Below are 20130 nucleotides of genomic sequence, written 5' to 3'. Positions count from 1 at the left end.
TCCGCCCGCACAAAGCCCCCGGCTGCTTTCCCCCCCCTCCGACAAACGGTACACTCCGGACACCAGACGCGCCCGGCCCCCCCCCCCCCCCCCCCCCCCCCCCCCGCCGTCGTTCTTTCCGGGACGGCCCGCAGGCGGGTGGTCTACAAGCGGCCGGCGTACGCGCGGACGTCCGCATCCGGGTCGGAGACGGCCGTCGCCAGGGCTGCGGCGGCCGCCGGGTCGGGGCGGTGGGAGCGCAGGGCGAGGACCGTGGCCTTGCGGACGTCCGCGTTCGGGTCGGACAGGGCCTGGGTGAGGGCGGGTACCGCCACCCCCGGCGCCGCCGAGGACAGCCCGGCGGCGGCCCCCGCGCGTACCTGCCACGCCGGGTCGGACAGCGCGGACACCACCGCCTGCGCGTGCCCGCCCGTGGCGGCGACGGCGGTCAGGGCCGCGGCCCGGACCAGCAGGTCGGTGTCGGAGAGGAGCGGAGCGAGCGGGGCGGCGGCCCGCAGGGTCCCGAGGGCCTTGGCGACCGTGACCCGGACCTCCCGGGAGGCGTCGCCGACGGCCGAAGCCACCGGCTCCACCGCGTCCACCGAGACCAGCGCCCGGACCGCCTGGATGCGGACGTCCACGTCGGGGTCCCGCAGGGACTGCTCGTACAGGGCGGGCTCCCCGAGCCGCAGGACCCGTAGGGCTTCGAGTGCCGAGGAGCGGACCGCCGGATCCGCCACCCCGAGGCCCGTCCGCAGGGCCGTGCCGAGGGCGGAGTCGGGTTCGAGGACCTCCAGGAGTTCGCGCAGTGCGGCCGCCGCGGCTGCGCGGACCGCCGGGTCGGGGTCGGCGAGCCGCTCCCCGAGGGCGGGGCCGGCCCCCGCCGGGACGGTTTCGCCGAGCACCGCCACCGCCGTGGCGCGGACCGCCGGGTCGGGGTCGTGGAGGTAGGGGAGGAGGGCGTCCAAGGCCGGGGCCGTCTCCGAGAGGGACAGGAGCTCCAGGATGCGGGGCGAGCCGGGGCCGGATCGGCCGGTGGGAGAGGGGGCCGCCGCCCGGGCCCCACCGCCCGCCAGGGCCACGCCGACCAGTTCGACCTCGCCCAGGTGCCGGGAGGGCCCGCCCGTCGGGGTGAACTCCGCGACGGGGACGAGGTAGGGATCGACCGGGCGCGCCGTGAACTCCATGGCCCCGGAGGGGGACTTGCGCAGGTCCAGGTGGTGCAGCCAGCCCGCGTCGTCGCGCTCGGGGTGGTCGAGGCGCTCGTGGTACAGACCCCAGCGGGACTCCGTCCGGGCCAGCGAGGCCCGCGCCGCCATCTCCGCGCAGTCCCGGATGAAGGAGACCTCCGCGCAGCGCATCAGCTCGTGCGGGGTCGTGGCTCCCATCTCGCCGATCTCCCGCTCCATCCGGGTGAAGGCCTCCACGGCGAGCGACAGCTTCGCGCCCGTCTTGGGCGGGGCCACGTAGTCGTTCACGAACCGCCGCAGCTTGTACTCGACCTGCGGCTGCGGCGGGCCGTCCGGGTGGCGGAGGGGGCGGTAGATCAGTTCGTGGGCGGCGGCGAGCTGGTCCGCGGGCAAGTCCCCCTCGTACGGCTCGTACTGCGCGGCGTCAGCGCCCGCCAGGTCGCCGAAGACGAAGGCGCCGATCATGTAGTTGTGGGGGACCGAGGCCAGGTCGCCCGCCGCGTAGAGCCGGGGCACGGTGGTGCGGGCGTGGTCGTCGACGCGTACGCCGGAGGCCGAGTGGCCGCCGCACAGGCCGATCTCCGAGATGTGCATCTCGATGTCGTGCGTGCGGTAGTCGTGGCCGCGGTTCGCGTGGAAGGTGCCGCGGGTGGGGCGTTCCGTGGTGTGCAGGATCGATTCGACGGCCGAGACCGTCTCTTCGGGGAGGTGGCTGAGCTTGAGGTACACCGGGCCGCGGTCGGAGGCGAGTTCGGCGGCGAACTCGGACATCATCTGGCCCGACCAGTAGTCGGAGTCGACGAAGCGCTCGCCGTGCCGGTTGACCTGGTAGCCGCCGAAGGGGTTCGCGACGTACGCGCAGGCCGGGCCGTTGTAGTCCTTGATCAGCGGGTTGATCTGGAAGCACTCGATGCCGGTGAGCGCGGCGCCCGCGTGGTAGGCCATCGCGTAGCCGTCACCGGCGTTGGTGGGGTTCTCGTACGTCCCGTAGAGGTATCCGGAGGCCGGCAGTCCGAGCCGGCCGCACGGGCCGGTGGCCAGGATGACGGCCCCGGCGCGGACGGTCACGAAGGCGCCGGTACGGGTGTTGAAGGCGGCCGCGCCGATCGCCCGGCCGTCCTCGGGGGAGGTCAGGACGCGGACCGGCATGACCCGGTTCTCGATCCGGATCAGCTCGCGCATCTCGCGGCGGCGCAGCTGCCGGTAGAGGACCTTCTTGACGTCCTTGCCCTCCGGCATGGGCAGCACGTACGAACCGGAGCGGTGGACCTGGCGGACCGCGTACTCGCCGTGCTCGTCCTTCTCGAACTTCACCCCGTACGACTCCAGGCGCTGCACCATGCCGAACCCGCGGGTCGCCGTCTGGCGGACCGTGGACTGGTCGACGATGCCGTCGTTGGCGCGGGTGATCTCGGCGACGTAGTCGTCGGGCTCGGCGCGGCCGGGGATGACCGCGTTGTTGACCCCGTCCATGCCCATGGCGAGGGCGCCGGAGTGCCGTACGTGTGCCTTCTCCAGGAGCAGCACCCGCGCACCGGCCTCGGCGGCGGTCAGCGCCGCCATCGTGCCGGCGGTGCCGCCGCCGATGACGAGGACGTCGCAGGTCAGTTCCTCGGCGTCGGCGATCGCGGGGAGGTCCATGGGGATGTCCACGGGGGGCCTTTCAGAGGGAGTCGAGGATGCGGCGGCGCAGTGCGGAGCGGTCCGCTGTGCGGGTCCGCGTGCGCGGGTGCGGTACGTCGATCAGCTCGCCGGTGGCGAGGAGCGCGACGCGGTCGCCGAGGTGGAGGGCCTCGTCCACGTCGTGGGTGACGAAGACGACGGTGGCGCCGGTACCGGCCAGGACGGTGACCAGGAGGTCCTGCATCTCGGCGCGGGTCTGGGCGTCGAGCGCGCCGAAGGGTTCGTCCATGAGGACGGCGCGGGGCGCGGCCGCGAGGGCGCGGGCCAGCTGGACGCGCTGGCGCTGGCCGCCGCTGAGCTGGTGCGGGTGCTTGTGGGTGTGCTCGGCGAGTCCTACGCGCTCCAGCCAGTCGGTGGCGGTGCGGCGGCGCTCCGCGCGGGTGGCTCCGCGGATGGACAGGGGGAGTTCGACGTTGGCGCGGACCGTGCGCCAGGGGAGGAGGGCGTCGTCCTGGAACACGAGTGCGCGGGTGGCGTCGGGGCGGGTGATCGGGTGGCCGTCCTGCTCGACGGTGCCGGCCAGTGGGGGGAGGAGGCCGGCGAGGGTGCGGAGGAGGGTGGACTTGCCGCAGCCCGACGGGCCGACGACCGTCAGCACCTCGCCCGGGCGGATGTCGAGGTCGACGGCGTCGAGCACGGGTTTGTCGGCGGGGCGGCCCAGGGATCCCCTCAGGCGGAGGGATGCGCCGGTGGTGGGGGGTGAGGGGGGCGCTTGTAGGGGTGGCATGTCCTCTTCCTTCCTTGGCAGGTGGCTTCGGTGGCTTCGGTGGCTTCGGTGGGTCCGTGGCCCGGGTGGCTTGGGTGGCCCGGGTGGTGCGGATGGGTCGGCCCTGCGGGGCGGAGTCCCCTACCCGCCCTTCGCCCGTTCCCCGGGCTCTGCCCGGACCCGGTCCTCAAACGCCGGACGGGCTGAAGGGGGCCCCGGGCTCCGCCCGGACCCGTTGCCGGGGGCCAGCCCCCGGACCCCCACTCCTCAAACGCCGGAGGGGCTGGATGTGGCTGACGCCAGCGAAAATCCAGCCTCGCCGGCGTTTGAGGCGCGGGGTCTGGGGCGGAGCCCCAGGGGGTCCGGGCTGCGCCCGGGGCACCCCTTCCAGCCTCGCCGACGTTTGAGGCGCGGGTCCGGGCAGAGCCCGGGGAACGGGCGAAGGGCGGGTAGGGGAACTCCGCCCCGCGCAGCGGCTAGCCGGGCGGCCCGTCGGCCGGGGCCGGGGCCCGGGCGTGGGAGCCCACGGGGTGGAGCCCCGTACCGGAGGAATCCGGGCTGAGGGGCTCGGGTCGGGTGGACTCAGCGGGGCGGGAGCCGCCGGGGGAGGCCGGGTCGCGTGCCTCCTGGCCGTGGGAGACCTGGCCGTGGGGCACCGGGCCGCGGGGCACCGGCGCGCGGGGTGTCGGCGTCGTGCGGGTGGGGAGCCAGCGGGTTAGGTGGTGGCCCGTGCGTTCTACCGCTGTTGACGTGAGCCAGCCCAGGGCGCCGATCGTGGCCATGCCGACGAAGACCCCGGGGTAGTCCACGACCGTGTAGTCCTGCCAGGTGCGGTAGCCGACCCCGTACTCCCCGGAGATCATCTCGGCAGAGATCACGCAGATCCAGGACACCCCGATGCCCACCGAGAGTCCGCCGAAGATGCCCGGGAGGGCTCCGGGGAGGACCACCGAGAAGAGGATGCGGGGGCGGGTACCGCCCATGGTGAGGACGGCTTCCTCCCACACCGGGGACAGCGCGGACACCGCGTGCCGGGTGGAGACGAGGACCGGGAAGAACGCCGCCGCGCAGGTGATGAAGACGATCCCCTGCTCGTTGGAGGGAAAGAGGAGGATCGCCACCGGGACCAGCGCGATCGCCGGGATCGGCCGCAGGACTTCGAGGACCGGGCCCAGCAGGTCCGCCGCGAGCCGGGAGCGGGCGATCGCCGTGCCCGCCGCCACCCCCAGGACGGACGCCAGGACGAAGCCCGTCACGATGCGCCGCAGGCTGAAGCCGAGGTCCTGCCAGTAGGGGCCGGTCGTCGCCCGGTCGGCGAACGTCGAGGCCACCTCGCCCACGGTCGGGAACTGCTCGAAGCGGAGCCACAGGTTGACGTCGAGGGACGTCAGGAGCTGCCAGGTGACCAGGGCCGCGGCGAGCGACGTCAGCCGTAGCAGCCGGCGGCGGGCCGTCATGACGCGAGGGTTCCGGCTTCGGCGAAGCTCACGATCCGCGCTCCGGACCCCGCGTGCTGGTCGGCGTACGCCTTGGCGCCCGACGGGGTGACGAACGCCCGCAGTTCGGCGCCCTCCGCCACCCAGACGGCCTTGTCGGCGAACCAGAGGGTGCCCGTCACCGCGTCCGGGACGTACGCCGCCCGGACACCGCCGGGGCCGGCGGCCTTGAGCGCCTTCAGCAGGGCCGCCGGAGTGTCGAAGGCCTGGGTGCGGTTGCCCTCCTTCAGCCACAGCTCCGGGCGGGCCGGTGCGGCCGCCGGGTAGTCCTGGGTGCCCGCCGCGGCGCGCTTGAGCGGCGCGGGGTCCACGAAGGCGTCGACGTCGACGGAGTCCACCAGCTTGGCCGCCTGGAGGACGGGGACGTCCTCCTTCAGCGCCGCCAGCAGCTCGGGGCGCAGCGCCGGGTCGAAGGTCGCGATGCCGTTGGCCCCGTTGTAGAGGTAGACGACCTCCGCAGGCAGCCCGGTCTCCTTGGCCACCGCTTCGGCCGCCGCGACCGGCTGGGTGCGCAGGTGCTCGGTCGCCTTGCGCTGGGCCCGCAGGAAGTCCTCCAGGACCGCGGGGCGTTCGGCCGCGAACTTCTCGCGGACCGTGACCCCGTGGAAGGTCGGCAGGTTCAGCTCGGCCCCGTCGTACAGGGCCTTGGCCCGCCCCTCGAAGGCCAGCTGGCCCGGCCAGGCGACGAACTGCGACAGAGCGTCGACGCTGCCCGCCTGGAGGGCGGAAGCGCCCACGCTGGGCTGCTGGTTGAGCTTCTCGATGCCCTTCTCGGGATCGATCCCGGCGCGCTGCAGGGCCCGTACGAGCGTCCCGTCGGCCGCGGAACCGACCGAGGTGGAGACCTTCTTGCCGCGCAGGTCGGCGAGCGACTCCAGCTTCGCGTCGGGGGCGGTGACCACGGTGTTGAGGCCGCCGCGCAGGTTGTAGCCGGTGACGGAGACGAGGTGGGTGGGCTGCTTCAGCTCCTTGCCGCGCGCCGCGTTGATGAGGAGGGGGAAATCGCCCATCGAGCCGATGTCTATCTTCCCGGCGGTCATCTGGGCGGTGATCGGGGCGCCGGTGGCGTAGTCCTGCCAGTCGACCTTGTAGGTGACCCCGTCCTTCTTGCCGCGCGCCGCGAGCTCCTGTTCGAAGTATCCGAGGGAGCGCAGGAGCGTACCGGCGGTGACGGTGTTGATGGTCTTGGACTGGTAGCCGACGGTCACCGTGACCGTCTTGCCGCTGCCGCCCGTACCGGAGGACTCACCGCACGCGGTGGCCAGCGGGAGGATCAGCAGGAGGGCGGGCGCGAGGGTTCTCGTACGCATCGGGATCGGGCCTTTCACCGGAGCAGGTAGGGCATGTTGACGGTCACCGCGCCGGTGGGACAGCGGGCGGCGCACGGGCCGCAGTACCAGCACTCGTCCACGTGCATGTACGCCTTGCCGTTGTCCTCGCGGATCGCGAGCGAGTCGAGCGGACACATGTCGACGCAGAGGGTGCAGCCGTCGATGCACAGGGACTCGTCGATGGTCACGGGCACGTCGCCGCGCTGGGGGACCAGAGGCATGGCTGTCTCCAGGAAGGGAGGAAGAGAGGGCTACGAGGGCTACGGGGACTTAAGCGCCGCGGTGCAGCAGGCCGCTCATGGTGATCCGGTCTCCGCGGAAGCGGATGAACTCCAGGTCCACGGGCCGGCCGTCGCCGAGGTGGGTGAGGCGCTCCAGCATCAGGACGGCGGCCCCGCGCGGGGCCTGCAGGACGGCGGCGGAGTGCGCGTCGGCGTTGACGGCCTCGAGGGTGATCTCGGCGTGGCCGAGCGGCTGCCCGGTCAGGGACTCCAGCAGCCGGAAGACGTCGGTGTTCTCCAGGTCGCAGCCGATCAGGTCCGCGCCGATGTCCAGGGGGACGTACGTGAGGTCCAGCGAGAGCGGCAGCCCGTTCAGGCGGCGCAGCCGCTCGATGTACAGCACGTCGGAGTGCTCGGGCAGGCGCAGCCGGTCGGCGACGGGGGCCGGGGCGCGGACGGGGCCGACGGTGCGGACCTCGTTGGTGACCCGGCCGTGTTCGTGGAGGGTTTCGGCCAGGCCCTGGAGGCGGTCGAGGCCGTGCGGGTACTTGGCGCACACGATGACGGTGCCGACACCGGGGCGGCGCTCGACGAGCTGCTCGCCGCGCAGCAGGTCCAGGGCCTGGCGCACGGTGTTGCGGCCGGCGCCGTAGTCGGTGGCGAGGACGTCCTCCAGGGGGAGGACGCCGGTGGGGTAGCCGCCCGCCAGGATCTGGTGGCGCAGCAGGTCGGCGAGCTGTCGCGCCTGGTCCGCGCGCAGCCGTCGGCGGCGCGCGGCGGCGACCGGGACGGTGTGTTCGCGGGTGCGTTCGGCTGGCATGGCAGGGAACATACCGAGGGGGCCGGGTCGGTGGTGTTGCCGCAGTGTTGCGCCACTCGCGGGTGTTCGCGTACGGCCATGACCTGCGAGAACGGCGGGGCGGCGGAAAGATCCGCCACCCCGCCGTCGGTGCTCGTCCCGCGATGTGGACTAGAGAGTGCCCACGATGCGGCCGCTGACCTCGCCGAGGCCCACGCGGGTGCCGTCGGCGCCCGGTGCCCACGCGGTGAGCGTGACGGTGTCCCCGTCCTCCAGGAAGGTGCGCTTGCCGTCGGTGAGCTCGATGGCGTCGCGGCCGTTCCAGGTGAGCTCCAGCAGCGAGCCGCGCTGGCCGGTCTCCGGGCCGCTGACGGTGCCCGAGCCGTACACGTCGCCGGTGCGCAGGGAGGCGCCGTTGACGGTCATGTGGGCGAGCTGCTGGGCGGCGGTCCAGTACATCGACGCGAACGGCGGCTGCGCCACCTCCTGCCCGTTGACGGAGACGGTGATGTGCAGGTCGAAGCCGCCGGGCCGGTCGGCGCCGGAGTCGTCGAGGTAGGGCAGGAGCGGGAAGTCCCGGGCGGGCGGGGCGACCCGGGCCGCGTCCAGGGCCTCCAGCGGGGTGACCCAGGCGGAGACGGAGGTGGCGAAGGACTTGCCGAGGAAGGGGCCGAGCGGCACGTACTCCCAGGCCTGGATGTCGCGCGCGGACCAGTCGTTGAGCAGGAACAGCCCGAAGACGTGCTCCTCGAAGTCGGCGAGGGCCACGGGGCGGCCCTGCTCCGAGGGGGTGCCGACGACGAAGCCGACCTCGGCCTCGATGTCGAGCTTCACGGAGGGCCCGAAGACGGGCGCCGGGTCGGCCGGCGCCTTGCGCTGGCCCGAGGGGCGCACGACGTCGGTGCCGGACACCACGATCGTGCCGGCCCGGCCGTGGTAACCGATGGGCAGGTGCTTCCAGTTGGGGGTCAGCGCGTCCCCGTCCGGCCGGAACATCTTGCCGACGTTCGTGGCGTGGTGCTCGCTCGCGTAGAAGTCGACGTAGTCGGCGACCTCGTACGGGAGGTGCAGCACGGCGTCTTCGAGCGGCAGCAGGTGCGGTTCCACGGAGGGCCGGTGGCCGGGGTCGGTGACCCACGCGGTCAGCGCGCGGCGCACGTCCTTCCAGGCGGTGCGGCCCGCGGCGAGCAGCGGGTTGAGGGAGGGCTGCCCGAGCAGTCCGGCGTACGGGGAGCCGAGCGCGGCCGCGGCGGCCCCGGCGTCGAGCACGTACCCGCCGATGCGGACACCGATGCGGCGCCGCTCGTCCCCGGCGGTGGAGAAGACGCCGTAGGGGAGGTTGTGCGGCCCGAACGGGTCGCCCTCGGGGATGTCGAGGGGGCTCTGCTGGGGCATGGGATGCTGCCTCGCTTTCGACGCTGCCCGGGGGTGTCCCGGGGGCTGGTTGACAGGTTAGAGGGCTTGTGGGGCCCGTGGGAGGCCGGATTCGGGCGTTATTCATACGACTTGTACCAAGCGGTCCGTATCCTTGAACACGTGACTTCCGCCCTTCCCCACGTCCCCTTTGACGTCCTCCCCGGCGTCTTCCCCGACGCCCTGCCCTACGCCCTCGTCGCCACCGACCTGGACGGGACGCTGCTGCGCGCCGCAGACGCCGTCTCGGCCCGCTCCCGCGCGGCGCTCCGGGCCGCCGGGGCGGCCGGCGCCCGGCACATCATCGTGACGGGCCGCCCCGTCCCGCAGGTCCGCCACGTCCTGGACGGCCTCGGCTACACGGGGCTCGCGGTGTGCGGGCAGGGGGCGCAGGTCTACGACGCGGCGGCCGGGCTGCTGCTGCACTCCGTGGCCATGGACCGGGAACTGGCCGAGGTCGCCCTCGGGAAGATCGAGGCGGAGGTCGGGGAGGTCTTCGCGGCGGTCAACCAGGAGGGCATCGACGCGGAGATGCTGATGGAGCCGGGGTACCGGACGTGGCACGCGCACCTGCCGACGGTCCGGGTGGCCCGGCGCTCCGACCTCTGGTCCGCGCCGATCACCAAGGTGCTGCTCCAGCACCCGCGCCTCTCGGACGACGAGCTGACGGCGGTGGCCAGATCGGTCGCCGGGGACCTGGTCAACGTCACGATGGCGGGGGAACACACGGTGGAACTCCAGCCGCCGGGCATCGACAAGGCGAGCGGCCTGGCGGTGGCGGCGGAGCTCCTGGACGTCTCGGGCTCCGAGACGATCGCCTTCGGCGACATGCCGAACGACGTCCCGATGTTCGCGTGGTCGGCGCACGGCGTCGCGATGGCCGGCGCCCACCCGGAACTCCTGGCCGTGGCGGACGAGGTCACCCTCTCGAACGAGGCGGACGGCGTGGCGGTGGTCCTGGAACGGCTGTACGGGGGGCGGTGACGTGGGGGCGTCCGGGTGGCTTCCGGGAAAGGTGAGGGCCGCTGTCGATTCCGGCGCGTCCCGTTCGACATCCTGATGCGGGGCACCGCGCCGCACGAGCATCGACAGGCCCGGACAGGCCCGGACAGGACGAGGACACCCCATGAGCCAGCTACTCAGAGTCATGAACTTCAACGTCTCGCGGGACGGGGTCGCCGCCGGCGAGCCCGAGCACCAGAGCCTGGAGAACCCCTTCGGCCTTCCCGGTGCCGAGCGCCTGTTCTCCTGGGCCGGGGCCACGGCGAGCTGGCCCATGCGCACCGACGCCGGGGGCAGCCGCGGCCTCGACGACTACTTCACCCGGGACTTCGCCCGCGACATCGGCGCCGAGATCATGGGTCGCAACAAGTTCGGCCCCCAGCGCGGGCCCTGGCTCGACCACGACTGGGTCGGCTGGTGGGGCGACGAGCCCCCCTTCCGCACCCCGGTCTTCGTCATGACCCACCACGACCGGCCCTCGGTCACGCTCTCCGACACGACCTTCCACTTCGTCGGCGGCGACCCGCTCACGGTCCTCGAACGGGCGCGCGAGGCGGCGCGGGGCAAGGACGTGCGGCTCGGCGGCGGGGTCACCACCGTCCGGCAGTTCCTCGACGCGGACCTCGTCGACACCCTGCACATCGCCGTCGCGCCCGTGGAGTACGGCGAGGGCCTGCGGCTGTGGGAGTCGCCCGAGGACCTGCTCGACCGGTTCCACCTCGAGGTCGTGCCCAGCCCGAGCGGAGTCGTGCACCACCTGTTCTGGCGGAGGTGAACGGCGGACAGCGCGCCGGCTACACCGCCGCCCGCGGTAGGCGGCGCTCCCAGGTGCGGTGGAAGAGGACCTCGTTGCCCTCGCGGCAGACCACCTCGTTCGAGGTGAGGAAGCCGCCCTCGTCGCAGGTGATTTCCGAGCGGGTCACCACCGACACGTCCCAGGCCAGCTCCGGCCGGTGCAGGCGTACGGTCCAGGTGGAGTGGGTCCGGGCGGACAGGGGGTCCGCCTCCTGGATCTCGTAGATCTCCAGCGCGTCCTCGCTGAACTCCAGGCCGTCCGGGTAGACCCGGGTGCCGCCGTAGCGCGGGTCGACCTCCAGGCGCCACACCCCGCGCGCGACGTCCCGTACGACCAGGCGTTCCGGCCGGGGGGCGTCCAGGGTCGCCGGGTAGGAGACGCCCAGGGGCTCCGACTGTTCCGGGGCCTCGAAGAGGATCGGCTCCTCGTCGGCGGACGGGTCGCGGATCGGGAGTTCCACCGCGCTGCCCGCCGGGTCCAGGGTCCAGCCGTGCTCCGAGCCGGCGCGCGGCCAGATCCACGGCCAGTAGGCGGAGGACAGGGCGACGCGGATGCGGTGGCCCGGCGGGAAGGAGTGGCCGATGCCGTTCAGCTCGAAGACCACGTCCTCGTACGAGCCCACCGGCCACGGCACGGCCTTGTCCCGGCCCTGCCGGGCGGAGAGGTTGAGCGCGCCGCGGGTGACCAGGGTCGAGGAGCCGTCCGGGGCCACGTCACAGAGGCGGGCCACGACCTGCCCGTACGGGACGTCCATGCGCAGGCGCAGCCGGACCACCGGGCGGCCCAGGATCTCCACCGGGCCGGAGCCGTCACCCACCGGGAACTCGAAGCAGGCCGACTTCGCGTCCTCCTCGCGCTGGTCCGGCGGCAGGTCGGCGTCGTTGCCGAAGGGGAAGAAGCGGCCCGCGTCCAGGCCCGTGTGCTGCGGGGAGGCCACGACGACCGGCGCGCCCTGGAAGGCGTACGTGACCGGGTCGACGTTCGGCGAGGGCCAGGACGGGTCGCCGACCCACCGGCCGGGCAGGGTCGGGTAGGCGGTCGCCGGCGGGTGCGACTCGGAGATCCAGGAGCGGAGCAGGGGTTCGGACATCACGCCGGTGTCCTTGCCCTTGAGCCAGTGGTCCCACCAGCGCAGGGTCTCCTGGAGGAAGCCGATGGCGGGGCCCGGCGGCAGCCCCCGGTCGGGGTACTGGTGCGACCAGGGGCCGATCAGGCCGCGGACCCGGTCGGCGGGGAGCGCGGCGACCAGGCGGAGCACGGTGTCGCGGTACGGGTCGTGCCAGCCGCCGACGGCGAGGACGGCCGCACCGATCGCGCCGTAGTCCTCGCAGACGCTGCCGTGGCGCCAGTACGCGTCGCGGGTCTGGTGGGACAGCCAGGTGTGCACGAGGGGTTCCACCGCGCCGAGCCGCGAGAGCCACTGGTCGCGCCAGCCCTCGCCCGCGTAGAGCGGGTCCGGCGGGCGGGAGGCGAAGGCGAGCATGGTCGCCGCCCACGCGTGCATGTCGACGGCGAGCAGCGAGCCGCCCATGTAGTGCACGTCGTTGTCGAAGCGGTCGTCCGTGGAGCAGACGGTGACGACCGCCTTGAGCGGCTCCGGGGCGAGCGCCGCGATCTGCAGGCTGTTGAAGCCGCCCCAGGAGATCCCGAACATGCCCACCGACCCCGTGCACCAGGGCTGGGCCGCCAGCCACTCCACCACGGCGACCCCGTCGGCGAGTTCCTGCGCGTCGTACTCGTCGCCCGGGTCGCCGCCGCTGTTGCCGTGGCCGCGCACGTCGACCCGTACGGAGGCGTAGCCGTGGCCCGCGTACCAGGGGTGGCGCTGCCAGTCGCGCGGGGCGGTCCAGTCGGTGAGGCGGTACGGGAGGTACTCCAGCAGCGCCGGGACGGGCTCGTCGGTGACCGGCCGCCAGATGCGGGCGTACAGCTCGGTGCCGTCCCCCAGCGGGATCCGGACGTCCTCGTGGGTGGTCCCGTAGGGGAAGTCGGTACGGATGATCATCGAAGCTCCGACGGTCAGTGGACGGGGTGCATCGTGCGCTTGAGCCACGGGGCGGCCGCGATCACCGCGAGTCCCACCGCCACCGCGATGGCGCCGTTGACGCCGAAGTAGGCGGGGTTGGAGACCTGGCCGTAGACCTTGACCACCTGCGCCTGGATGCCGTTGGCCAGGGCGAGGGAGAGGAACCACAGGGCCATCGTCTGGCTGGCGAACGCCTTCGGGGCGAGCTTCGTGGTGGCCGACATGCCGGAGGTCTCCAGCAGGACGTCGCCGAGTCCGAGCAGCAGGTAGGAGCCGATGATCCACCAGGCGGCCATCTTGTAGGTGTCGCCCGAGTGCCCCGAGGTCGGGATGACCATCAGGAGGAAGGACAGGCCGCCCAGGATCACGCCGATGGCGATCTTGTTGGAGGCGTGCGGCTGCCGGTGGCCCATCCGGACCCACAGGGCGGCCACGACCGGGGCCAGGAGCACCTCGAACGCGCCGAGCGCGGAGGCGTACCAGCCGGCCGGGAAGGTGAAGCCGAGGATCTCGGTGCGGGCGTTCGTCGAGGCGAGCAGCATCATCGTCGAGTACGCCTGGAAGAGGATGAAGTTGAAGGCCACCGAGGCCAGGAAGAGCACCACGTACGGGCGCAGGCGCCCCCGCTCCTCGGCCGTGACCCGGTCGCTGCGGAACATGATCGCGAAGTACACGACCGGCGCGATCACGGAGATCAGGGTGAGCAGGTCGACGAACCGGCCCATCGTCAGCCAGCCCAGTACCGCCAAAAGGGTGGCGAGCGCGGCGAAGGCCACGATCCCGGCAATGATCTTCGTCACGGCCGAGCGCATCGCGTCGGGCGCCAGCGCGAACTCGGCGGAGTGCTTGCGCCCCGCCAGATGGCGGCGGCCGGCCACGTACTGGATCAGGCCCGCGGTCATGCCGAGCGCGGCGGCCGAGAACCCCCAGTGCCAGCCCTGGTGCTCGCCGAGCCAGGCGGTGATCAGGGGGCCGGCGAAGGCGCCGATGTTGATGCCCATGTAGTAGAGGGCGAAGCCGGCGTCGCGCCGGTCGTCGTCCGTCTTGTACAGCTTGCCGACCATGCTGGCCACGTTCGGCTTCAGCAGGCCGGTGCCGGCGCTGATCAGGCCGAGGCCCACCCAGGTCATGGCGGCGGTCGGCACGGCCATGGCGTAGTGGCCGCAGGCGATCAGGATGCCGCCCCACAGCACGGCGCGGTACGAACCGAGGATCCGGTCGGCGAGCCACCCGCCGGCGACGGAGACGAGGTAGACCATGGTCCCGTAGGCCGCCGAGACGGAGGCCGCGGTGCCCGGGTTCATCCCCAGGCCGCCGTTGGCCACCGTGTCCGCGAAGTAGAGGACGAGGATGGCCTGCATGCCCAGGAACGAGAAGCGCTCCCAGACTTCCAGTCCGGAGAGCGTGGCCAGGCCCCTGGGGTGCCCGAGGAAGGCGTGGTCGTCGCCGGGCGGCGGCTGGTCGGCCTCCGGGTCCGAAGGCTCGTCTATTTCGGTAGCAGTTCTGGACAAAACGCATTCTCCGGTTGTTTCGGCTGCTCTAGAACATACCGGGGCGCATAGGGCGCCGCCCGGCCTGTACGGTGCCCGTGGCCGGACAGGCGCCCTGGGTGATCGAAAACAGACCGGATACGCTGGCTTGAGTGATGGCAGCGACACATCGACAATCCGTGTGATCGTCAAGGTGATCGTCAGCAGACAGGAGTACCCCTCGTGACCGTCGTCGGGCCGTTCGGACTGAGCGTGCGGGACCAGGCTCTTGAGACCGATGTCCAGGCCGGACTGGCCGCCGTCGAGGCGGGTCTGCTCGAAGCCACCAAGAGCGAAGTCCCCTTCATCACCGAGGCCGCACAGCACCTGGTCCGCGCCGGCGGCAAGCGCTTCCGGCCGCTGCTGGTGATGCTCGCCTCCCGGTTCGGCGATCCCTACGCGCCCGGGATCGTCCCCTCCGCCGTGGTCGTGGAGCTCACCCACCTGGCGACGCTCTACCACGACGACGTCATGGACGAGGCGGACGTGCGCCGCGGCGTGGAGAGCTCCAACGCCCGCTGGGGCAACTCCGTGGCCGTCCTGACGGGTGACTTCCTGTTCGCCCGCGCCTCGCACATCCTGGCGGACCTCGGCCCCGAGGCCGTACGGGTCCAGGCCGAGGCGTTCGAGCGGCTGGTGACGGGCCAGATCCTGGAAACGGCGGGCCCGCGCGACGGCCGCGACCCGGTCGAGCACTACCTCGACGTCATCGCCGGCAAGACCGGCTCGCTGATCGCGGTCTCCGGCCGCTTCGGCGCGATGATGTCCGGTGCCGACGAGTCGGTCGTCGACATCCTGACCCAGTACGGCGAGCGGCTCGGCACCGCCTTCCAGCTCGCCGACGACGTCCTCGACATCGCCTCCGACTCGCACGAGTCCGGCAAGACCCCCGGCACCGACCTGCGCGAGGGCATCCCGACGCTCCCGGTCCTGCGGCTGCGGGAGATGGCGGCCCAGGGCGGCGACCCCGAGGACGTGGAGCTCGTACGGCTCCTGGACGGCGATCTGACGGACGACGCGCTGCACGCCGAGGTGCTCGCCCGGCTGCGGGTCCACCCGGCCCTGGAGCAGGCCCGCAAGGACACCGTGCGGTACGCGGAGGAGGCGCGGGCCACGCTGGCCCCGCTGCCCGACTGCTTCGCGAAGTCGGCGCTGGTGGAGCTCTGCGACGCCGTGGTCCACCGGGCGGGCTGACCTCGGGGGAAGCCGGAAGGCACCCACCGCATACAAGGGCGAGGGCCCGGCAACCCCTACGGGTGGGGGAGGCCGGGCCCTCGTCATGTCATCCCTGGGGCGTACGCACAGTTGGCTCCGGGGGCTGACGCCCCGACCCCCCCTTCTTTGGTCAGATGGAGACACATCCCCACCAGATCGGGTGAGAGTGGCGGCGCGGGGTGGACGTGGACGGGTAGGTCGCCGCCGTACACACAGAGGTAGGGCAGACAGACATGGCAACGAACGCAAAGACCCGCAAGGCTGCTCGGTACGCCGTACCGGTCGCGGTGTTCGGTGTGGTCGCCGGCACGATCGCGATGGTTCCGGCCTTCGCGAACGCCGGTGGACCGGACCTTCCGAAGGTGACGGCCCAGCAGCTCATCGAGAAGATCGCGGCCTCGGACGTGCAGCAGCTGTCCGGCAGCGCCAAGATCAGCACGGACCTGGGACTGCCGAGCCTGCCGGCCGGCCTGCTGGGCGGCGGTGGCGGCGTGACCGGCGGCTCCGCGGACCCGCAGGAGAAGCTCAGCCGGCTGGTGAGCGGCGGCACCCAGACCTTCCGGGTGGCCGCCGACGGCCCGGACCGCCAGAAGCTCACCTTCGTGGACGGCAAGGACGAGTACAGCCTCGTCCACAACGGCGACGACGTCTGGGGATACGACTCCAAGTCGAAGGAGGTCTTCCACGAGAAGGACCCCTCCAACAAGGGCGACAAGGGCGACAAGGCCGAGGGCCTCCCGGCCTCCCCGCAGGAGATCGCCCAGGAGGTCCTGAAGGCCGCCGGAACGACCACCGACGTCAGCGTCGGCGACACGGCCCAGGTGGCCGGGCGCGACGCCTACCAGCTGGTCCTGAAGCCGAAGGGGACCGGCTCGACGGTCGCCTCGGTCAAGATCGCGGTGGACGCGAAGAACGGCGTGCCGCTGCGCGTGCAGGTGCTCTCCACCGACGGCGGCAAGCCGATCGTGGACGCCGGCTTCACCAAGGTCGACTTCGCCAAGCCCGCCGCCGACACCTTCGCCTTCACCCCGCCCAAGGACGCCAAGGTGACCGAGGGCGCGGCGGGAGAGCACGGCAAGGGCGCCAAGGACGGCAAGGACGGCGCGGACAAGGGGCTGGGCGCGCTGGAGTCCATCCCGGGCCTGGGCGGCCTGATCGGCGGCACCGAGGGCGCCCAGGGCGAGCCGAAGGTCCTCGGCGAGGGCTGGACCTCGATCGCCCGGATCGAGACCGGCGCGACCAACACCCTCAAGGGCATGGACGACGCGGCCAAGGACAAGAACGCGCCCAAGGGGGCCGCGCAGTTCCTCGACTCGCTCGGGGAGAAGGTCTCCGGGAAGTTCGGCGAGGGCCGCGTCCTGAAGACCCGCGTGGTCAACGCCCTGATCACGGACGACGGCAAGGTCTACGTCGGCGCGGTCACCAAGGCCGAGCTGGTGAAGGCGGCCGACGCCAACAAGTAGTCGGGCACGGAGCCGGAGTAGAAGTCCGAGGGTGGGCGGGGACTGTGTCCCTGCCCACCCTTGGGCCGTTCCGGTCCTCTGTACAGCAGCCCCGCTGTACGGTGAAAAGCATGTCGAGACACGTCACCATCCGCCTGGAAGAAGAGTTCCACGAACGCCTGAAGGCGCGAGCGGCGGCCCTGGGCACGACGGTCACCGCGCTGATCACCGAAGTCACGGAACGCGAGCTCGACGAGGACCGGAAGAACTTCCTGTCCGGGATCGAGGAGTTCGCCGACCACTGGGGCTACTTCCAGGAGCGGTTCGGGCATTGAAGATCACCATGGAGTGGGCCTGGACCGCTCTGGCCCACCATCTCCCGTCCGATCCCGCCGTGTGGGATCCCTCCGGAGTGGCCGCCGCCGTGGCCCGGCACCAGAACGACCTCGTCCTGGTGCCCGAACAGCCCGCCCCGGACACCGCGTGGCGGGCCGCGGCGTTTCTGCACACGCTCGCGGTGTGCCCGGCGCTGGAATCCCCGATGAACGAGTTCTACGCCGCCGCCGCCACCCGCTCGTACCTGCGGGTCGCCGGGGCCAAGCAGCTGCCGTCGCCGGAGGAACTCGGCGATCTGGTGGAGGCCGCGAAGCTGGGCCACGCCGACGTCGCGGCGGTCGCGGAGGAACTGCGGGCCCGGATCCAGGAGAGCTCCGGCATGATCCGAGCGGATCACACCGGAGCTCCGAGGGACTAGACCGGCTGTCGGGCCGACGAGCTAGAAGGTGATCTTCCAGCTGTTGATGTAGCCGACGTCCTGTGCGGCCGCGTCCTTGACCCGGAGGTTCCAGACCCCGTTGGCGACCTCGGAGGAGGCGTTGACTGTGACGGACTTGACGATGTTGTCCGCGCTGCCGCCGGTGCGGTTGTGCAGGTTGTACACGGAGCCGTCCGGGGCCACCAGGTCGACCACCAGGTCACCGATGTAGGTGTGGACGATGTTCACGTCGACCTTGGTGGTGGCCGGCGCGTTGCCCGTGACGCCCGAGACCGTGATCGGCGAGTTCACCGCGGCGGCGGGGGAGTCCGGGATCGTCACGTCCGCGGTGTTCTCGAAGGACGGGCCCGGCGGGACCGGGGTGGCGAAGCCGAGGTTCCAGATCGCGTAGGCGATGGCGTCGGAGTTGCGGTCCAGGGCGGTGTCGTTGATGTTCGCCGTGGTGTCGCAGGAGGAGTGGTAGCAGCGGTCGAAGGCCTGACCGGAGGTGCCGCCCCACTTCGTCGCCTGGGCCGCCGTCTTGGTGTAGTCGGCGCCGGAGAACAGGCCGCCGACCGGGATGCCCGCGCTCTTGAACGGGGCGTGGTCGGAGCGGCCGTCGCCCTCGGTCTCGATCTCGGTGGGGATGCCGAGGCCCGCGTAGTAGTTCTTGAAGGTCTGCTCGATCGTCGGGTCGTCGTCGTAGACGAAGTAGCCCGGGTTCGGCGAGCCGATCATGTCGAAGTTCAGGTAGCCGGAGAGCTTCGCTTTCTCGGCCGCCGGCAGGTTGTTCACGTAGTACTTCGAGCCGATCAGGCCCAGCTCCTCCGCGCCCCACCAGCCGAAGCGCAGGTGCTTCGTGGGCGTGAGGCCGGACCGGGAGACGGCGAGCGCGGTCTCCAGGACGGCCGCGCTGCCGGAGCCGTTGTCGTTGATGCCCGCGCCCGAGGTCACCGAGTCGAGGTGCGAGCCGGACATCAGGACCGAGTTGGGGTCGCCGCCCGGCCAGTCGGCGATCAGGTTGTAGCCGGTGGCACCGCTGGAGGTGAAGGTCTGCAGGGTGGTCGTGAAACCGGCCGCGTCCAGCTTGGCCTTCACGTAGTCGATCGAGGCCTTGTAGCCGGTCCGGCCGTGGGCGCGGTTGCCGCCGTTGGCGGTGGCTATGGACTGCAGCTGCGTCAGGTGTGCCTTGACGTTGGCCAGCGGGATGTCGGGCGGCGTGGGCGCAGCGGCGACCGAGGTCGGCGAGGCGAGCGCGGCGGGGGCGGTGGCGGCGAACAGACCGGCGACCGCGAGGGCGGTCACGGCGGCCAGGCGCCGGGAGACGGACAGGCTCATGTGGGGGCTCCGGGATTCCGTACTGGGGATGTGTGCGGAACGTGCGGGTGGCGCGGGTGAGCGTGCCTGTGCGCCGTCGCTCCTGCGTGGGTACGGCAGTGCGTCGTGCGTCAGTGCGAGCCTGATGTTGGGCGAGAGGGTGACTGTCCGTCAAGAACGTAATCCGGTCAACCCTGTTCGAAAACCGGACGACGCCCTACTGGGGGGCGGGCCCGCCCCCGTACCGGATGGCGAGCGTGGCGGCGCGGTGGTGCAGGGAGGTGCGCAGTCCCTGCGGGGCCAGGACCTCCGCGCACGTGGAGTGCTGCCACAGGGCCCATTCGGCGTGCCGCGCGTCCTGGAACACCACGCTCATCCTCAGCCAGCCGTCCGCATGGGCCTCTTCGTCGCGGACGGCCAGCGCGGTGTCCACCACCTGGTCCCGCCGCGCCGGGTCCACCCGGACCAGCACGGTGACCTGGTCGCCCCCGGCCCGCAACTGCGCGTTGTGCTCCTGCCAGGTCCGGTCCAGGTCGACGGTGTCCGGCCGCTGCGCGGGTTCGTCGAGCGCCTTGGCGGCCAGCACCAGGGACAGCCGGTACGTGCGGTCCGCGCCGTACCGCGTGGCCAGCAGATAGCCCTGCCCGCGTACGGTGACCAGGCCGATCGGGTCCACCGTGCGCCACTTCGGGACCTGGTCCGCGGCCGCGTAACTGAGGTTCAGCTTGCGTCCGGCGAACACGGCGTGGCGGATCTCCGCCACGATGCCGTCGGGTACCTCGTCCGCGGCCACCCGGCGCGAGAGGAGGTCGGTCTCCGGTTCGATGAGCAACCGCTGCGCCGCGCCGGCAGCGGATTCCCGGAGGCCTTCGGGCAGGGCGTCGACCAGTTTGAGCATGGCCGAGGCGAGCGCCGAGCCGAGGCCGAACAGCTGTGATCCGCGCCGTGATCCGGCGACCACCAGGGCGAGCGCCTCGTCGTGGTTCAGGCCGGTGAGCGCTGTCTGGAAATCGGGCAGCAACACGAAACCGCCGTGCCGGCCGCGTTCGGCGTAGACCGGCAGGCCCGCCGCGGACAGTGCCTCCACATCGCGCAGCACCGTACGGGTGGACACGCGCAGTTCGCGTGCCAGGGCGTCCGCGGTCATCCGTCCGCGCTGGCGCAGAAGGAGCACTAACGAGACTAATCGGTCGGCGCGCATATAGAAATTTTAATCAAAATACCTGACCGA

General features: G+C 72.2%; 17 protein-coding genes. 6 read left to right on the top strand and 11 right to left on the bottom strand.

Annotated features, from left to right (window positions below; genetic code table 11):
- Positions 1–143: 143 nt before the first annotated feature.
- The 7 genes from ACFRU2_RS16200 to fahA form a co-directional block, all read right to left on the bottom strand.
- Positions 144–2810 carry a fumarate reductase/succinate dehydrogenase flavoprotein subunit gene (locus ACFRU2_RS16200; RefSeq protein ID WP_382972335.1) on the bottom strand — a complete coding sequence of 889 codons (2667 nt, stop codon included), beginning with the start codon at positions 2808–2810 and terminating at the stop codon, positions 144–146.
- A gap of 22 nt (positions 2811–2832) precedes the next feature.
- Positions 2833–3579, bottom strand: coding sequence for an ABC transporter ATP-binding protein (locus ACFRU2_RS16195; RefSeq protein ID WP_382972333.1), 747 nt, complete (start codon positions 3577–3579; stop codon positions 2833–2835).
- Positions 3580–4034: 455 nt separating this feature from the next.
- A complete protein-coding gene (locus tag ACFRU2_RS16190) occupies positions 4035–5015 on the bottom strand; it encodes an ABC transporter permease (RefSeq protein WP_382972331.1) in 981 nt (326 codons plus the stop codon).
- Positions 5012–6364 carry an ABC transporter substrate-binding protein gene (locus ACFRU2_RS16185; RefSeq protein ID WP_382972329.1) on the bottom strand — a complete coding sequence of 451 codons (1353 nt, stop codon included), beginning with the start codon at positions 6362–6364 and terminating at the stop codon, positions 5012–5014. The genes ACFRU2_RS16190 and ACFRU2_RS16185 overlap by 4 nt, the downstream gene beginning before the upstream one ends.
- 14 nt (positions 6365–6378) lie before the next feature.
- Complete coding sequence (locus tag ACFRU2_RS16180) at positions 6379–6606, bottom strand: ferredoxin family protein (RefSeq protein ID WP_030710222.1); 228 nt, start codon at positions 6604–6606, stop codon at positions 6379–6381.
- A 49-nt stretch (positions 6607–6655) separates the two neighbouring features.
- Positions 6656–7426, bottom strand: a complete 771-nt coding sequence (locus ACFRU2_RS16175; protein ID WP_382972327.1) for a GntR family transcriptional regulator — start codon at positions 7424–7426, stop codon at positions 6656–6658.
- A gap of 150 nt (positions 7427–7576) precedes the next feature.
- Entirely contained in the window at positions 7577–8800 is a 1224-nt protein-coding gene (gene fahA, locus ACFRU2_RS16170) for a fumarylacetoacetase (RefSeq protein WP_382972325.1), read from the bottom strand.
- Between the two features lie 141 nt (positions 8801–8941).
- Here fahA and ACFRU2_RS16165 point away from each other — a divergent pair, with 141 nt between their 5' ends.
- Together ACFRU2_RS16165 and ACFRU2_RS16160 are read left to right on the top strand one after the other, a co-directional pair.
- On the top strand, positions 8942–9802 hold the full coding sequence (locus ACFRU2_RS16165; RefSeq protein WP_382972323.1) for an HAD family hydrolase: 861 nt from the start codon (positions 8942–8944) through the stop codon (positions 9800–9802).
- A gap of 142 nt (positions 9803–9944) precedes the next feature.
- Entirely contained in the window at positions 9945–10595 is a 651-nt protein-coding gene (locus tag ACFRU2_RS16160; RefSeq protein WP_382972321.1) for a dihydrofolate reductase family protein, read from the top strand.
- Between the two features lie 19 nt (positions 10596–10614).
- Here ACFRU2_RS16160 and ACFRU2_RS16155 read toward each other — a convergent pair whose 3' ends face one another.
- Both ACFRU2_RS16155 and ACFRU2_RS16150 read right to left on the bottom strand, forming a co-directional pair.
- On the bottom strand, positions 10615–12621 hold the full coding sequence (locus ACFRU2_RS16155) for a CocE/NonD family hydrolase (RefSeq protein ID WP_382972319.1): 2007 nt from the start codon (positions 12619–12621) through the stop codon (positions 10615–10617).
- A 14-nt stretch (positions 12622–12635) separates the two neighbouring features.
- Positions 12636–14153, bottom strand: coding sequence for a peptide MFS transporter (locus ACFRU2_RS16150; RefSeq protein ID WP_382972317.1), 1518 nt, complete (start codon positions 14151–14153; stop codon positions 12636–12638).
- A 201-nt stretch (positions 14154–14354) separates the two neighbouring features.
- Between ACFRU2_RS16150 and ACFRU2_RS16145 the strand changes: the two genes are divergently transcribed.
- From ACFRU2_RS16145 to ACFRU2_RS16130, 4 genes are all read left to right on the top strand, one after another.
- A complete protein-coding gene (locus ACFRU2_RS16145) occupies positions 14355–15365 on the top strand; it encodes a polyprenyl synthetase family protein (protein ID WP_382972315.1) in 1011 nt (336 codons plus the stop codon).
- Between the two features lie 254 nt (positions 15366–15619).
- The gene (locus ACFRU2_RS16140) at positions 15620–16849 is read left to right on the top strand and encodes an outer membrane lipoprotein carrier protein LolA (RefSeq protein WP_382972313.1); all 1230 of its coding nucleotides are present in this window, start codon (positions 15620–15622) and stop codon (positions 16847–16849) included.
- A gap of 110 nt (positions 16850–16959) precedes the next feature.
- Positions 16960–17163 (top strand): ribbon-helix-helix domain-containing protein, encoded by a 204-nt coding sequence (locus ACFRU2_RS16135; RefSeq protein WP_239516343.1) that lies wholly within the window; start codon positions 16960–16962, stop codon positions 17161–17163.
- On the top strand, positions 17160–17582 hold the full coding sequence (locus ACFRU2_RS16130) for a hypothetical protein (protein WP_375948185.1): 423 nt from the start codon (positions 17160–17162) through the stop codon (positions 17580–17582). Before ACFRU2_RS16135 ends, ACFRU2_RS16130 begins: the two co-directional genes overlap by 4 nt.
- 21 nt (positions 17583–17603) lie before the next feature.
- Here the strand turns inward: ACFRU2_RS16130 and ACFRU2_RS16125 are convergent, their stop codons facing one another.
- Positions 17604–18920, bottom strand: a complete 1317-nt coding sequence (locus ACFRU2_RS16125; RefSeq protein WP_382972310.1) for a M28 family metallopeptidase — start codon at positions 18918–18920, stop codon at positions 17604–17606.
- Between the two features lie 196 nt (positions 18921–19116).
- Positions 19117–20100 carry a helix-turn-helix transcriptional regulator gene (locus ACFRU2_RS16120; RefSeq protein ID WP_382972308.1) on the bottom strand — a complete coding sequence of 328 codons (984 nt, stop codon included), beginning with the start codon at positions 20098–20100 and terminating at the stop codon, positions 19117–19119.
- Positions 20101–20130 lie beyond the last annotated feature (30 nt).

Source organism: Streptomyces sp. NPDC056883, assembly GCF_042788835.1.
Classification (GTDB): domain Bacteria; phylum Actinomycetota; class Actinomycetes; order Streptomycetales; family Streptomycetaceae; genus Streptomyces; species Streptomyces stoeckheimensis.
This window is presented reverse-complemented; position numbering and strand designations above follow the sequence as displayed.